The sequence below is a fragment of the Staphylococcus sp. T93 genome (assembly GCF_016743875.1).
GTDB lineage: Bacteria > Bacillota > Bacilli > Staphylococcales > Staphylococcaceae > Staphylococcus > Staphylococcus aureus.
In genome coordinates, this window is sequence record NZ_CP068247.1 from 633,297 (window position 1) to 648,549 (window position 15,253).

Sequence of the window (15,253 nt, forward strand, 5' to 3'; positions counted from 1 at the left end):
TAATATAAAGGGAGACATATATGATGAAAGATTTACCAATTATTGCATTAGATTTTGAATCAAAAGAAAAAGTAAATCAATTTTTAGATTTATTTGATGAATCATTATTCGTAAAAGTAGGTATGGAACTTTTTTATCAAGAAGGTCCTCAATTAATTAATGAGATAAAAGAAAGAGGCCATGATGTATTTTTAGATTTAAAACTGCATGATATTCCTAATACAGTTGGTAAGGCGATGGAAGGACTAGCTAAATTGAATGTTGATCTGGTAAATGTTCATGCTGCTGGTGGCGTAAAAATGATGTCTGAGGCCATTAAAGGATTAAGAAAACATAATCAAGATACAAAAATTATTGCAGTAACACAGCTTACGTCAACAACAGAAGACATGTTACGACACGAACAAAATATACAAACATCGATTGAAGAGGCCGTTTTAAATTATGCCAAGTTAGCAAATGCAGCTGGTTTAGATGGCGTTGTTTGTTCACCTCTTGAAAGTCGTATGTTGACTGAAAAGTTAGGTACATCATTTTTAAAAGTAACACCAGGTATTAGACCTAAAGGTGCATCTCAAAATGACCAACACCGTATTACGACACCGGAAGAAGCAAGACAGCTTGGTTCGACGCATATTGTAGTCGGTAGACCGATTACACAAAGTGACAATCCAGTCGAAAGTTATCATAAAATTAAAGAAAGTTGGTTAGTATAATGGCTAAAGAAATTGCAAAATCATTATTAGATATTGAAGCTGTAACATTATCACCAAATGATTTATATACATGGAGTTCAGGTATTAAATCACCGATTTACTGTGATAACCGTGTTACGTTAAGTTATCCTTTAGTTCGAGGCGCAATCCGCGATGGTTTAATTAACTTAATTAAAGAACACTTTCCTGAAGTAGAAGTTATTTCTGGTACTGCAACAGCTGGTATTCCACATGCAGCTTTTATTGCTGAAAAATTAAAATTACCAATGAATTATGTTCGTTCATCAAATAAGAGTCATGGTAAGCAAAATCAAATCGAAGGTGCTAAAAGTGAAGGTAAAAAAGTAGTTGTGATAGAAGATTTAATTTCGACAGGGGGATCTTCAGTCACAGCAGTTGAAGCCTTAAAACTAGCAGGTGCAGAAGTATTAGGTGTTGTAGCTATCTTTACTTACGGTTTGAAAAAAGCAGATGATACATTTAGCAATATTCAACTACCTTTTTACACTTTAAGTGATTACAATGAATTAATTGAAGTAGCTGAAAATGAAGGTAAAATTTCTAGTGAAGATATCCAAACATTAGTTGAATGGAGAGACAACTTAGCATAATATAGACACTAGAAGGAGGAATTCAACAAATGAATGACAAAACATCTAATGATTTATATGGGAAGATAAAACATTGTAACGAATTTATCAATCATTCAAATGATTCCAATCTATCTAGTAGTCACGATGTCGACGAAAGTTCAACGAAGCAAAAACATATAAAAAATAAAACAACTATAGATCATAATGATGATTTATTTAAACATGTAAAGGATATATTACGTAAACAAGGACAAATTTAAAAACAAAAAAGCTATAGTGTTTAATATCAGGGGCTGCTTAACCACATCCGAATATTACAAACACTATAGCTTTTATTATATAAAAAATTTATTAGCGGATAATTAACTTTATTAAAATCCAACCAATTAAGAATACGAGTAATAGGACTAATACTGGAATCACATAATGTAACATAACGTCCCTCCTTTAACTTAATTTTAATTGTAATCAAATTTGACAATAAGTCAAAACATTAATACCTATGATAAGTATCATTTATTAACATATGTATCATATTTTTAATCTTGCGTAATTTTTATCGTTAACTATGTGATTTAATCAACAGGCCAATAAGACGTTTGTCATTCGTGCACATAACGGTACGACGCGCTTTTGTCATTTTAATTATGTTAAGATAATAGTAGTTATAGAAGTTCAATCTATAGGAGGCATAGCATGGATATTCCAAAAATCACGACATTTTTAATGTTTAATAACCAAGCTGAAGAAGCTGTTAAACTATACACAAGCTTATTTGAAGATAGTGAGATTATAACAATGGCTAAGTATGGTGAAAATGGACCTGGTGATCCCGGGACTGTACAACACTCAATATTTACATTAAATGGACAAGTATTCATGGCGATTGATGCTAATAGTGGCACAGAATTACCAATGAATCCTGCGATTTCATTATTTGTTACAGTAAAAGATACTATTGAAATGGAACGACTATTTAATGGATTAAAAGATGAAGGTGCCATTTTAATGCCAAAAACGAATATGCCACCATACAGAGAGTTTGCTTGGGTTCAAGATAAGTTTGGAGTAAGTTTTCAATTAGCATTACCTGAGTAAAAGGATTCGCACAGCGTTGAATGATAAAGAAACACTTTTTCTTATGCATGCGTTTTACCTATGTATTTCTATTTTAAGTACACATTAGCATTTTAGTTTCGCTCATTTTTAAAATCACAAAGATAATTTGTAACTTAAATGATGATACGTTATTTAAAAACACGATACTTCGTTTCAATGAACGCATTAAATAATAAATAAACACCTCACCATAAGAAAGGACTACTTTCTTTTGTGAGGTGTTTATTTGTCGACAACTTGATTATGATTGTTTCATTTTTTGAATAAGTTCATAATCAGGTGTAGCATACAAAGTTTTTTGATTGTCATATGTTACAAACCCAGGCTTTGCACCTGATGGTTTATGCACATTTTTAATTAATGTATAATCAACAGGTATTTGTCCAGAATTACCAGCTTTTGAAAAGTATCCTGCTAACATAGCCGCTTCCTTGATTGTCGTATCACTTGGTGCATCATTAAATATAACGACATGTGAACCAGGAATATCTTTTGTGTGTAACCATGTGTGAGTTTTTTTAGCTTTTTTATTTGTTAAATAATCATTTTGCTTGTTATTCTTACCAACATATATATCGTCGCCATCAGTTGATACATAATGTTGTAATTGAATCTGCGCTTTCTTTTTCTTAGTTTGATTTTTACGCTGTTTCATAAAGCCTTGTTCTGCTAATTCATCTCTAATTTCATCAATGTCATGGACAGAAATATGATGTAATTGTTGTTCGATTGTTGAAAAATAATCTATATTGTCTTTCGTCAATTGAATTTGATGTTGTAATTCACGTTCTCTCGTTTTCATACGATTATATTGTTTATAATAATATTGAGCATTTGCTGATGGGGATTTTGTAGGATTTAAAGGAATGACAACTTCTTCATTCGTATAATAATTCAATGCCGTCACTTCTTTATCGCCTTGCTTAATTCGATATATATTAGCAGTGATCAATTCACCATATAACTGTTCAGTATCTTTATTTTTAGACTGCTCATATTCTTCAATCAACTTCGCTAATTTATTTTGATATTTGTGCAACTGCTGTTGAACAAATCGAACTAAATCATTCGCACGTTGTTTAACGCGTTCACGTTCGCCACGCGCATCATAAAAACGATCAAGCAAATCATTTAATGAATCGTATGTAACTGTATCATCATTAAATTGATTTAACTTTATAAAATAGAAATCCTCTTTACCTGTTTCATGATTTTTATGAAAAATAGGAGTAGGTGGTAACTTGGTTTCTGCCATTACTTCGTCAAATGCTTCTGGTAATGTTGATGAAGTCATAAATTGACGACGACTAACGATTTCATTCGTAATTAAAGGGCTAAATCCTTCAAACTGATTCAATAATTGTTTAGCAATATTACCTGCGTTAAAATCGATATATTTCAACACCTCTGCACCTGTAATATCATACGGATTTATTTTGTGCTGAGTAGGTGGTGCTTCATAATTAAATCCTGGCATTACTGTACGATAGTGATTCGTATTTGGTGTTAAGTGTTTAAATCCTTCAATTATTTTGCGATTTTCATCTACTAAAATTAAGTTACTATGTTTACCCATAATCTCAAGGATGACAGTGCGGTAAATAGTATCGCCAATTTCATCTTTACTCTTTATATCGATTTCAATGCGACGATCATTACCAATTTGCTTAATCGATTCGATAATACCACCTTCTAAGTGTTTTCTAAAAACACGCGCAAACATGGGTGGATTAAATGGATTATCATATTTTTTAGTAGTCAATTGTAATCTTGAAAAGTTTGGATGGATTGACAATAACAATTGATGGTTTTGTCTATTTTGACGTACAACCATTAGTATCGTGTCATTATCAGGTTGATTGATTTTGTGAACACGTCCTGTTGTTAAAAATTGTAGAGACTCAACCATTTTCTTTGTAAATAAGCCATCATAAGCCATAATTTATCTTCCACCTTCTTCATATCATTCGTTTCATTTTAACATGATTGTAACTTTTCAGTATAGTTATTGAACCATACATTATGCCATACATTTTACATTATCTAAAAGTTTGCAATTCAATTTATTTAATTAAAATTAATCGTGCAATATAACGATATTGTTAGACTTAATAGAAATTATGGCATGCAATTTCAAATATGCTATACAATATAAAGAACAATGTGATATCATATTTAAATAATAGAAGATTAGCTTAGAGAGGTCGTAAGGCATGGATAATGAAAAAGGATTGTTAATCGTTTTATCAGGACCATCTGGAGTAGGTAAAGGTACTGTTAGAAAACGAATATTTGAAGATCCAAGTACATCATATAAGTATTCTATTTCAATGACAACACGTCAAATGCGTGAAGGTGAAGTTGATGGCGTAGATTACTTTTTTAAAACTAGGGATGCGTTTGAAGCTTTAATCAAAGATGACCAATTTATAGAATATGCTGAATATGTAGGCAACTATTATGGTACACCAGTTCAATATGTTAAAGATACAATGGACGAAGGTCATGATGTATTTTTAGAAATTGAAGTAGAAGGTGCAAAGCAAGTTAGAAAGAAATTTCCAGATGCGCTATTTATTTTCTTAGCACCTCCAAGTTTAGAACACTTGAGAGAGCGATTAGTAGGTAGAGGAACAGAATCTGATGAGAAAATACAAAGTCGTATTAACGAAGCGCGTAAAGAAGTTGAAATGATGAATTTATACGATTACGTTGTAGTTAATGATGAAGTAGAACTTGCGAAGAATAGAATTCAATGTATTGTAGAAGCTGAGCACTTAAAAAGAGAGCGCGTAGAAGCTAAGTATAGAAAAATGATTTTGGAGGCTAAAAAATAATGTTAAATCCACCTTTAAACCAATTAACGTCACAAATTAAATCAAAGTATTTAATTGCAACAACTGCAGCGAAAAGAGCGCGTGAAATTGATGAACAACCTGAAACTGAATTATTAAGTGAATATCATTCATTTAAACCAGTTGGTAGAGCGTTAGAAGAAATTGCTGACGGTAAAATTCGCCCTGTTATTTCAAGTGATTATTATGGTAAAGAATAGTTTCGACCATTAAAAATATGTGAAGCTAGACGTACATCAAATACGTCAAGGCATATCCAAATCAAACGCACCTATGTAGGTGTGTTTTTTTAGTTTATCCAATGATTGATGTTATAATAATACTAAATTTGTATCTATAAAAAAGTAATGAGCATTTGTGCGCATATGATGATGTAAAGCGTAAATGTCATAGTGATATTTAAGGGAGATTGAATATGAAGAAAATATTATTAGCCGTTACAGGTGGCATTGCGGCATATAAAGCAATTGATTTGACAAGTAAGTTAACACAATCTGGGTATGAAGTTCGCGTTATGTTAACGAATCACGCACAAAAATTTGTGACACCATTAGCATTTCAAGCAATAAGTCGAAATGCTGTTTATACAGATACTTTTATAGAAGAAAATCCTTCAGAAATACAGCATATTGCATTAGGTGATTGGGCAGATGCAATCATTGTTGCACCTGCAACGGCAAATACAATTGCAAAATTGAGTGTAGGTATTGCTGATGATTTGGTGACATCAACGTTGCTAGCAACAGAGACACCGAAATTTATTGCGCCTGCTATGAATGTGCATATGTATGAAAATAAACGTACGCAGCAAAATATTAATATTTTAAAAGAAGATGGGTATCATTTTATCGAACCAGGAAGCGGATTTCTAGCATGTGGTTATGTTGCTAAAGGACGTATGGAAGAACCGCTTCAAATCGTTTCTGTAATTGATGCTCATTTTCAAAATAGTAATCGTTTAGCTAATAGTTCATTTCAAGATAAACGCGCATTGGTTACAGCAGGACCAACTATTGAAGTTATCGATCCAGTCAGATTTGTATCCAATCGTTCTTCTGGAAAAATGGGCTATGCAATAGCTGAAGCATTGCGAAATCGAGGAGCTATCGTGACGTTAGTTGCTGGTCCTACAACACTAGAGGATCCAAAAGATATTGAAGTTATTCATGTTCAAAGTGCTGAAGAAATGTTTGAACAAGTGACAAGCCGATTTGACGAACAAGATATTGTTGTAAAAGCAGCAGCCGTATCTGACTATACACCGGTTGATGTATTAGAACATAAGATGAAAAAGCAGGATGGTGATTTGTCAGTATCTTTTAAACGTACTAAAGACATTCTTAAATATTTAGGTGAACATAAAACATCACAGTATTTAATAGGCTTTGCAGCAGAGACTGAAGATATTGAAAATTATGCACAACAAAAATTACGCAAGAAAAATGCAGATGTGATTATTTCAAATAATGTTGGGGATATGTCTATCGGATTTAGTTCTGATGATAATGAATTGACAATGCATTTTAAAAATAATGAAAAAGTAAATATCAAGAAAGGAAAAAAAGTAGTATTAGCTGCACAAATTTTAGATGAACTAGAAACTAGGTGGCAATAATGATAGCGAAAGTCATAGTCGATGTCGCGTCGAAGAGCGTTGACTATAAATTTGATTATATAATTCCCGAACAACTCGAATCTGTCATCCAACCTGGTGTGCGTGTAATTGTACCTTTTGGACCAAGAACGATTCAAGGTTATGTAATGGAAGTAACAGCAGAACCTGATGCACAACTTGACGTTTCGAAGTTAAAAAAAATCATAGAAGTGAAAGATATACAACCAGAATTAACATCAGAATTAATAGCTTTAAGTGAGTGGATGGGTTCAACTCATGTCATTAAACGTATTTCTATGCTAGAAGTGATGCTTCCGAGTGCTATTAAAGCGAAGTATAAAAAAGCATTTAAGATGAAAGATGACATAGAGCTACCTTCAGCTTTATTACAAAAATTTGATAAGCATGGTTACTATTATTATAAAGATGCGCAAAAAAATAATGATATTCAATTGCTTATGAAGTTGTTAAAAGATGATATCGTTGAAGAAAAAACGATTCTCACACAAAATATAACTAAAAAAACCAAGCGTGCTGTTCGTGTCATTGAAGGGTATCATCCTGATGAAGTATTAGCTAAGTTGGAGAAAGTTATTAAACAATACGATTTGTATGCTTACTTGTCTGAAGAACAACATAAAACAATATTTTTAACTGATATTGAGGATATGGGCTTTTCAAAATCCAGTTTAGATGGACTTATCAAAAAAGGTTATGTTGAAAAATATGACGCGGTTGTTGAAAGAGACCCATTTAAAGATCGTGTTTTCGAACAAGAATCAAAACAGCAATTAACAGAAGACCAATATAAAGCATATGAAGCGATTAAAGCTAAAATTGTAAGCCAAGAGCAAGAAACATTTTTACTTCATGGTGTGACGGGATCAGGTAAAACAGAAGTATATTTACAAACGATAGAAGATGTTTTAAGCCAAGGAAAACAGGCGATGATGTTAGTTCCTGAAATCGCTCTAACACCGCAAATGGTTTTACGCTTCAAACGTCGATTTGGTGATGACGTTGCTGTATTACATTCTGGCTTATCTAATGGGGAACGTTATGATGAATGGCAAAAAATTAGGGATGGTCGTGCGAGAGTAAGTGTTGGTGCAAGGTCAAGTGTGTTCGCACCTTTCAAAAATTTAGGGTTAATCATCATTGATGAAGAACATGAATCTACATATAAACAAGAAGATTATCCGAGATATCACGCTAGAGAAATTGCCCAATGGCGAAGTGAATATCATCACTGTCCAGTCATTTTAGGAAGTGCAACACCATGTCTTGAAAGTTATGCACGAGCTGAAAAAGGCGTTTATCATTTGCTATCATTACCAAACAGAGTGAACCAACAAGCTTTACCTGAAATTGATATAGTAGACATGCGTGAAGAATTGAGTGAAGGTAATCGGTCAATGTTTTCAAAAGATTTACGTGAAGCCATACAATTAAGATTAGATCGACAGGAACAAGTTGTTTTATTTTTAAATCGACGTGGTTATGCATCGTTTATGTTATGTCGGGATTGTGGATATGTACCGCAATGTCCAAACTGTGATATTTCATTAACGTATCATAAAACGACAGACTTATTAAAATGTCACTATTGTGGTTACCAAGAGACGCCACCGAATCAATGTCCAAATTGTGAGAGTGAACACATTCGACAAGTAGGTACTGGTACTCAGAAAGTTGAAGAACTATTGCAACAAGAATTTGAAGATGCGCGCATAATTAGGATGGATGTAGATACAACCTCAAAGAAAGGTGCACATGAAAAGTTATTGACTGAATTCGAAAAAGGTAACGGTGACATTTTACTAGGTACTCAGATGATTGCGAAAGGATTAGATTATCCAAATATTACTTTAGTTGGTGTGCTGAATGCAGATACAATGTTAAATTTACCTGATTTTCGGGCGAGCGAACGTACTTATCAACTATTAACGCAAGTGGCTGGTAGAGCTGGTCGTCATGAAAAGGCAGGTCAAGTCATCATTCAAACGTATAATCCAGATCATTATTCAATATTGGATGTTCAAAAAAATGATTATTTAACATTTTATCGTCAGGAAATGGAATATCGTAAATTAGGAAAGTATCCACCGTATTATTATTTGATTAATTTCACAATCTCACATAAAGAAATGAAGAAGGTTATGGTAGCATCGCAGCATGTTCATAAAATTTTATTACAGCATTTAACAGAAAAAGCGCTTGTACTAGGTCCATCTCCGGCAGCACTTGCGAGAATCAACAATGAATTTAGATTCCAAATTTTAGTGAAATATAAAAGTGAACCTGGATTATTACAAGCCATTCAGTTTTTAGATGACTATTACCATGAAAAATTTATAAAAGAAAAATTAGCATTGAAGATTGATATTGATCCACAGATGATGATGTAACATTACTAATTATTAGAAACAAGTTCAGTATGTACGAGTATTTGAACCAGTGTTTGAATATTTACTTTAAGTACAGAAAAAGGGCAGAATATACAACTGTTAACTATTTAAATTAGCAGTTTATATTCTGTCTTTTTATATGGCTTTATAACTTACGTGATTTTGGTTTGATAAGGAATTTATTAGTATTTTCATTTACGAATTCTGATTTTAATGCAAGCGCCATACTTACTGATGAATAAAAGTACTAATGATTAAACAAACTATTTTTAAATGGCAAATTGAAATAGTGCGAATTTTAAACTTATAAATTAATGGCTATAAACTATTTTATATCTATCTATGTTTTAACTACTTAAATTATTAGACAAAACAATTTTCTTAAATTATCAATTAAAGTATTTAAAAATATTGATGGTTAATGTAAAATATCAATATAAATAAGTTTTTTAAATTTATGTATGTTTATTTGATTCAAACAAAATAACTTAAGAGGAGAAAGTTTATGAAAAAGACACTGGGATGTTTACTTTTAATTATGCTTTTAGTCGTAGCAGGTTGTTCTTTTGGTGGGAATCATAAATTATCATCAAAGAAATCAGAAGAATCAAAACAAGAAACTGTAAAAAAAGAATCGGAAGAAGAGAAAGATCCAGATTTAGAGAAATATGAAGAAATAGAGAAGAAAATGAAAGGAATTAAAGATGCGCCATCTCTTGATAAGTTGGATCCATTAATGACAGAAAAGTCGTTTACGAATAGTAAAGGGATTCAAGGATGGAAAGATTACAAAGAATTAATGGGTAAAGTGGAACTTGCAGATTATAGATTTACTAAAGATTCAAAAGGATCTTCAATAAAAGATGTTGATGCATTCTTTAAAGGTAAGAAAGGTATAAAAAGGAAAGTGATTGAAACACACGATGATGTAAAACAAGTTGATTATTGGTATGTAGATCCAGATGGAAAGAAAATTGGCAATTCAAACACACCTGTTTTTTACGCAGAAATTATGACAAAATATAAAGATGGAAAGTTAGTTTATGCATCAGTCGAACCAGGATCTTACGTAATACATAAAGATGATGCAATTAAATATGACGATTATTCTAAGTTAAAAAAATTAAGTCAGCTAACTAAACTTGATCATCCAAAACCAGTTCCATATAGCGTAGCTCAAATCAAATCTTTCGGAGTACCTTTAACAAGCGTTTCATTTATGACACATGGATCAAAGGATACTAAAGATGAAGTGTTGCCGGCATTGGCCTATTTCACTTTTTCACCAAAAAATTATGAAGACAAGTCTAATCCAGATCCAAAAGTTTTAAATTTAGTACATATGGATTTCTTAAATGCATCTAGTGATTTTGGTAACGCACATTTTGTTGTTTTAAGTAAATATATTAAAGAGTATGAATCAAACTATGAAACAGCGTCAGATGATTCTTTAAAATAGTATTTACTGTGTGAAAAATAAATAGTGTACTACATTAAATAATCGCAATAATAATCCCGATAAACAATCAGCATTACTGCTTATCACATAGAGTTCGTAATAACTATAACTCTATGATTCGCAAATAATAAATGATTGTCATCGGGATTTATTTTTATCAATTTATAAAGTGACATTACCTTGTTCATCAGCAGGTTTGAAAACAGTAATCACTGCACTAATAATTGCTAAAATGTGTGGGATACCTGTCCAACAGAATATTAAGTGTAGAATACCTTGCATATTCTTGCCGGCATAAAATTTATGAATACCAAAACTACCTAAGAACAATGCTAATAAAATATAAATAACTTTGTTTACTTGCATTTCTTTCCCTCCAGTTGAATTGCTTATAATGACATTAGCTTCTCTTTTTATTATACCCACTTTTAGTTCAAACATTCTAGTTTAAGCATTCCCAATCATCTAAATTTCAGTTATTCAATCCTTACAATAAATTTAGGATTACATTTCAGTTGCATTGTATTATTTTACGTGTGAAATATACGTAATGAATCACATGACAATCTTCAAATTGAAAAATATACATTCTATGATGTAAGGTCGCATTTTTAATATATTTACGTTATAATAGTTTGATGAATTTTATTGAGGAGTAAGAGTTATGGCGATTAAAAAGTTAGTACCAGCATCGCATCCTATTTTAACGAAAAAAGCGCAAGCAGTTAAAACATTTGATGATTCGTTAAAAAGATTATTACAAGATTTAGAAGATACAATGTATGCACAAGAAGCTGCTGGCTTATGTGCACCTCAAATTAATCAGTCATTGCAAGTGGCAATTATTGATATGGAAATGGAAGGATTATTACAACTTGTTAATCCGAAAATTATTAGTCAATCAAATGAAACAATAACAGACTTAGAAGGTTCAATTACATTGCCAGATGTTTACGGCGAAGTGACAAGAAGTAAAATGATAGTTGTCGAAAGTTATGACGTCAATGGGAACAAAGTTGAACTAACTGCACATGAAGATGTAGCAAGAATGATTTTGCATATTATAGATCAAATGAACGGTATCCCTTTTACAGAACGTGCGGACCGTATTTTAACAGATAAAGAAGTGGAGGCATATTTTATAAATGACTAAAATAATATTTATGGGTACACCAGACTTTTCAACAACTGTTTTAGAAATGCTTATTGCAGAACATGATGTCATTGCAGTCGTAACGCAACCAGATCGACCTGTTGGACGTAAACGTGTTATGACACCACCACCAGTTAAAAAAGTTGCAATGAAATATGATTTACCTGTATATCAACCTGAAAAATTAAGTGGATCAGAAGAATTAGAACAATTGCTTCAATTAGATGTAGATTTAATTGTAACTGCTGCTTTTGGACAATTATTACCTGAATCATTGTTGGCATTACCAAATCTTGGGGCAATTAATGTACATGCATCATTGTTACCGAAGTATAGAGGTGGTGCACCAATTCATCAGGCAATTATCGATGGTGAACAAGAAACCGGCATAACAATTATGTATATGGTTAAAAAATTAGATGCGGGTAATATTATTTCGCAACAAGCAATTAAAATAGAAGAAAATGATAATGTCGGTACGATGCATGATAAATTAAGTGTATTAGGGGCAGATTTATTAAAAGAAACTTTACCATCTATTATAGAGGGCACAAATGAAAGCGTACCTCAAGATGATACGCAAGCAACATTTGCTTCCAATATTCGACGCGAAGATGAGCGAATTAGCTGGAATAAACCAGGAAGACAAGTGTTTAATCAAATTCGTGGATTATCACCATGGCCAGTTGCTTATACAACTATGGATGACACTAACTTGAAAATATACGATGCTGAACTCGTTGAGACTAATAAGATAAACGAGCCTGGAACCATTATAGAAACGACTAAAAAAGCCATTATTGTTGCTACAAATGATAATGAAGCTGTTGCAATTAAAGATATGCAATTAGCTGGGAAAAAGAGAATGTTAGCTGCCAATTATTTAAGTGGTGCGCAAAACACACTAGTAGGGAAGAAACTTATATGATAGAAAACGTGAGAAGTCTTGCTTTTGACACGATTCAAGATATATTAAATGAAGGTGCGTATAGTAACTTGCGTATCAATGAAGTGTTGTCAGAAAATGAATTAAATGCAATGGATAAGGCTTTATTTACAGAAATTGTCTACGGAACCGTTAAAAGAAAATATACGTTAGATTTTTATTTAAAGCCTTTTGTGAAAACAAAGATTAAGGCATGGGTTAGGCAATTATTATGGATGAGTATTTATCAATATGTTTATTTAGATAAAGTTCCAAATCATGCCATTATTAATGAAGCAGTTGAAATAGCAAAAGAACGCGGTGGCTATCATAATGGTAATGTCGTAAATGGTATTTTACGTACAATGATGCGTAGTGACTTACCTGATTTTAATGAAATTGCAGATCCTAAAAAAAGAATGGCAATCGAGTATAGTATGCCGAAGTGGATTATAGATCATTGGGCAACACATTATGGTCTCGAAGAAACTGAAAAAATTTTACAGTCATTTTTAGAAACGACATCAACAACTGTGCGTGCCAACCTGACGCGAGCATCATTAGATGATATTATTGAAAAGTTGCAAGACGAAGGTTATGACGTTGAAAAAGATCATGACTTACCTTATTGTCTCCATATAGGAGGACAACCAATTATTCATTCTCGTTCATTTAAAGATGGATTCGTTTCAATTCAAGATAAAAGCTCAATGTTTGTTGCACACATTATGAATGTAGACCGACATGATCACGTATTAGATGCATGTAGTGCACCTGGCGGTAAAGCTTGTCACATTGCTGAAGTTTTAATGCCAGAAGGGCAAGTTGACGCTTCAGATATACATGATCACAAAATAGACTTAATTAATTTTAATATAAAAAAATTACGATTAACAAATATTAAAGCTTTTCAACATGATGCGACAAAACCTTATGATAAAACATACGATAAGATACTTGTTGATGCACCATGTAGCGGATTAGGTGTAATGAGACATAAGCCGGAGATTAAGTATACTCAAAGCAAACAACATATTGAGTCACTAGTTGAATTACAGCTTGAAATATTGGAAAATGTAAAAAACAATGTAAAAATAGGTGGAGAAATCATCTATTCAACATGTACAATTGAGCAACTAGAAAATGAAAACGTGATTTATACGTTTTTGAAAAATAATAAAAACTTCGAATTTGAACCGTTTCAACATCCGATAACTGGAGAGTTGGTCAAAACGTTACAAATCATGCCGCAAGACTTTAATTCAGATGGATTCTTTATCACTAAGATAAAAAGAAAGGACAATTAGGAATGATAACTGCTGAAAAGAAAAAGAAGAATAAATTTCTTCCAAATTTTGACAAGCAATCAATATATTCATTGCGATTTGACGAAATGCAAAACTGGCTCGTTGAACAAGGGCAACAAAAATTTCGAGCGAAACAGATTTTTGAATGGTTATATCAAAAAAGAGTAGATTCGATTGATGAAATGACGAACTTATCGAAAGACTTACGACAGCTTTTAAAAGATAACTTTACTGTTACAACTTTAACAACTGTAGTAAAACAAGAAAGTAAAGACGGTACAATTAAATTCTTATTTGAATTACAAGATGGCTATACAATTGAAACTGTTTTAATGAGACATGATTATGGAAATTCAGTATGTGTAACGACACAAGTAGGTTGTCGCATCGGATGTACGTTTTGTGCTTCTACACTTGGCGGCTTAAAAAGAAACCTTGAAGCTGGCGAAATTGTTTCACAAGTTTTAACAGTTCAAAAAGCCCTTGATGCTACAGAAGAGCGCGTATCTCAAATTGTCATAATGGGTATCGGTGAACCATTTGAAAATTATGATGAAATGATGGACTTTTTAAGAATCGTCAATGATGATAACAGTTTAAATATTGGTGCACGTCACATTACAGTATCAACATCAGGTATCATTCCTAGAATATATGACTTTGCGGATGAAGATATTCAAATTAATTTTGCTGTAAGCTTACACGCCGCAAAAGATGAAGTGCGATCACGCTTGATGCCAATTAACCGTGCATATAATGTTGAGAAGTTAATCGAAGCAATTCAATATTATCAAGAAAAAACAAATCGTCGTGTTACTTTTGAATATGGTCTGTTTGGTGGTGTGAATGACCAACTAGAACATGCAAGAGAATTAGCACATTTAATAAAAGGCTTAAACTGCCATGTTAACTTAATTCCTGTCAACCATGTTCCAGAAAGAAATTATGTGAAAACGGCTAAAAATGATATCTTTAAATTTGAAAAAGAATTAAAGAGACTAGGAATTAATGCCACAATACGTCGTGAACAAGGTTCGGATATTGACGCAGCTTGTGGTCAATTAAGAGCAAAGGAACGACAAGTAGAAACGAGGTAAAGACAA

The 15,253-nt window shown here is 32.4% G+C and carries 15 protein-coding genes; 13 read left to right on the forward strand and 2 right to left on the reverse strand.

The window, feature by feature from the left end; translation table 11 throughout:
* The first annotated feature begins 23 nt into the window (after positions 1-23).
* The 4 genes from pyrF (at position 24) to JG553_RS03135 (ending at position 2,407) form a co-directional block, all read left to right on the forward strand.
* A complete protein-coding gene (gene pyrF, locus JG553_RS03120; protein ID WP_000654061.1) occupies positions 24-716 on the forward strand; it encodes an orotidine-5'-phosphate decarboxylase in 693 nt (230 codons plus the stop codon).
* A complete protein-coding gene (gene pyrE / locus JG553_RS03125; protein ID WP_001040251.1) occupies positions 716-1,327 on the forward strand; it encodes an orotate phosphoribosyltransferase in 612 nt (203 codons plus the stop codon). Before pyrF ends, pyrE begins: the two co-directional genes overlap by 1 nt.
* Positions 1,328-1,356: 29 nt before the next feature.
* Positions 1,357-1,569: a hypothetical protein gene (locus tag JG553_RS03130; RefSeq protein WP_000998557.1), complete on the forward strand. Its 213-nt coding sequence runs from the start codon at positions 1,357-1,359 to the stop codon at positions 1,567-1,569.
* A gap of 436 nt (positions 1,570-2,005) precedes the next feature.
* The gene (locus JG553_RS03135) at positions 2,006-2,407 is read left to right on the forward strand and encodes a VOC family protein (RefSeq protein WP_000354184.1); all 402 of its coding nucleotides are present in this window, start codon (positions 2,006-2,008) and stop codon (positions 2,405-2,407) included.
* A 262-nt stretch (positions 2,408-2,669) separates the two neighbouring features.
* Here JG553_RS03135 and JG553_RS03140 read toward each other — a convergent pair whose 3' ends face one another.
* Positions 2,670-4,367 carry an Rqc2 family fibronectin-binding protein gene (locus JG553_RS03140; protein WP_000312769.1) on the reverse strand — a complete coding sequence of 566 codons (1,698 nt, stop codon included), beginning with the start codon at positions 4,365-4,367 and terminating at the stop codon, positions 2,670-2,672.
* A gap of 274 nt (positions 4,368-4,641) precedes the next feature.
* Here JG553_RS03140 and gmk point away from each other — a divergent pair, with 274 nt between their 5' ends.
* The 5 genes from gmk to JG553_RS03165 all read left to right on the forward strand — a co-directional run bounded on the left by gmk (position 4,642) and on the right by JG553_RS03165 (position 10,765).
* Entirely contained in the window at positions 4,642-5,265 is a 624-nt protein-coding gene (gene gmk, locus JG553_RS03145; RefSeq protein ID WP_000368227.1) for a guanylate kinase, read from the forward strand.
* On the forward strand, positions 5,265-5,483 hold the full coding sequence (gene rpoZ / locus JG553_RS03150) for a DNA-directed RNA polymerase subunit omega (RefSeq protein ID WP_000933956.1): 219 nt from the start codon (positions 5,265-5,267) through the stop codon (positions 5,481-5,483). The genes gmk and rpoZ overlap by 1 nt, the downstream gene beginning before the upstream one ends.
* Positions 5,484-5,698: 215 nt before the next feature.
* On the forward strand, positions 5,699-6,898 hold the full coding sequence (coaBC, locus tag JG553_RS03155) for a bifunctional phosphopantothenoylcysteine decarboxylase/phosphopantothenate--cysteine ligase CoaBC (RefSeq protein ID WP_000722165.1): 1,200 nt from the start codon (positions 5,699-5,701) through the stop codon (positions 6,896-6,898).
* Positions 6,898-9,306, forward strand: coding sequence for a primosomal protein N' (gene priA, locus JG553_RS03160; RefSeq protein WP_000560841.1), 2,409 nt, complete (start codon positions 6,898-6,900; stop codon positions 9,304-9,306). Before coaBC ends, priA begins: the two co-directional genes overlap by 1 nt.
* Positions 9,307-9,811: 505 nt before the next feature.
* Positions 9,812-10,765, forward strand: coding sequence for a hypothetical protein (locus tag JG553_RS03165; RefSeq protein WP_000751704.1), 954 nt, complete (start codon positions 9,812-9,814; stop codon positions 10,763-10,765).
* A 162-nt stretch (positions 10,766-10,927) separates the two neighbouring features.
* On the opposite strand, the gene JG553_RS03170 is transcribed toward JG553_RS03165, so the two are convergent.
* Positions 10,928-11,131: a TM2 domain-containing protein gene (locus JG553_RS03170; protein ID WP_001198024.1), complete on the reverse strand. Its 204-nt coding sequence runs from the start codon at positions 11,129-11,131 to the stop codon at positions 10,928-10,930.
* Positions 11,132-11,429: 298 nt separating this feature from the next.
* Between JG553_RS03170 and JG553_RS03175 the strand changes: the two genes are divergently transcribed.
* From JG553_RS03175 to rlmN, 4 genes are read left to right on the forward strand one after another with little or no spacing between them, the layout of a single operon-like run.
* Positions 11,430-11,918, forward strand: coding sequence for a peptide deformylase (locus tag JG553_RS03175; RefSeq protein ID WP_000985293.1), 489 nt, complete (start codon positions 11,430-11,432; stop codon positions 11,916-11,918).
* Positions 11,911-12,846, forward strand: a complete 936-nt coding sequence (fmt, locus tag JG553_RS03180) for a methionyl-tRNA formyltransferase (RefSeq protein ID WP_000161299.1) — start codon at positions 11,911-11,913, stop codon at positions 12,844-12,846. Before JG553_RS03175 ends, fmt begins: the two co-directional genes overlap by 8 nt.
* Positions 12,843-14,150, forward strand: a complete 1,308-nt coding sequence (gene rsmB, locus JG553_RS03185) for a 16S rRNA (cytosine(967)-C(5))-methyltransferase RsmB (protein WP_000572227.1) — start codon at positions 12,843-12,845, stop codon at positions 14,148-14,150. Before fmt ends, rsmB begins: the two co-directional genes overlap by 4 nt.
* Before the next feature lie 2 nt (positions 14,151-14,152).
* Complete coding sequence (gene rlmN, locus JG553_RS03190) at positions 14,153-15,247, forward strand: dual-specificity RNA methyltransferase RlmN (RefSeq protein ID WP_000626897.1); 1,095 nt, start codon at positions 14,153-14,155, stop codon at positions 15,245-15,247.
* The last annotated feature ends 6 nt before the right edge of the window (positions 15,248-15,253 follow it).

Bases quoted from the DNA above. Each gene is read 5' to 3' on its own strand.
- pyrF (WP_000654061.1), top strand. From the start codon at position 24: ATGAAAGATTTACCAATTATTGCATTAGATTTTGAATCAAAAGAAAAA.
- pyrE (WP_001040251.1), top strand. From the start codon at position 716: ATGGCTAAAGAAATTGCAAAATCATTATTAGATATTGAAGCTGTAACA.
- JG553_RS03130 (WP_000998557.1), top strand. From the start codon at position 1,357: ATGAATGACAAAACATCTAATGATTTATATGGGAAGATAAAACATTGT.
- JG553_RS03135 (WP_000354184.1), top strand. From the start codon at position 2,006: ATGGATATTCCAAAAATCACGACATTTTTAATGTTTAATAACCAAGCT.
- JG553_RS03140 (WP_000312769.1), bottom strand. From the start codon at position 4,367: ATGGCTTATGATGGCTTATTTACAAAGAAAATGGTTGAGTCTCTACAA.
- gmk (WP_000368227.1), top strand. From the start codon at position 4,642: ATGGATAATGAAAAAGGATTGTTAATCGTTTTATCAGGACCATCTGGA.
- rpoZ (WP_000933956.1), top strand. From the start codon at position 5,265: ATGTTAAATCCACCTTTAAACCAATTAACGTCACAAATTAAATCAAAG.
- coaBC (WP_000722165.1), top strand. From the start codon at position 5,699: ATGAAGAAAATATTATTAGCCGTTACAGGTGGCATTGCGGCATATAAA.
- priA (WP_000560841.1), top strand. From the start codon at position 6,898: ATGATAGCGAAAGTCATAGTCGATGTCGCGTCGAAGAGCGTTGACTAT.
- JG553_RS03165 (WP_000751704.1), top strand. From the start codon at position 9,812: ATGAAAAAGACACTGGGATGTTTACTTTTAATTATGCTTTTAGTCGTA.
- JG553_RS03170 (WP_001198024.1), bottom strand. From the start codon at position 11,131: ATGCAAGTAAACAAAGTTATTTATATTTTATTAGCATTGTTCTTAGGT.
- JG553_RS03175 (WP_000985293.1), top strand. From the start codon at position 11,430: ATGGCGATTAAAAAGTTAGTACCAGCATCGCATCCTATTTTAACGAAA.
- fmt (WP_000161299.1), top strand. From the start codon at position 11,911: ATGACTAAAATAATATTTATGGGTACACCAGACTTTTCAACAACTGTT.
- rsmB (WP_000572227.1), top strand. From the start codon at position 12,843: ATGATAGAAAACGTGAGAAGTCTTGCTTTTGACACGATTCAAGATATA.
- rlmN (WP_000626897.1), top strand. From the start codon at position 14,153: ATGATAACTGCTGAAAAGAAAAAGAAGAATAAATTTCTTCCAAATTTT.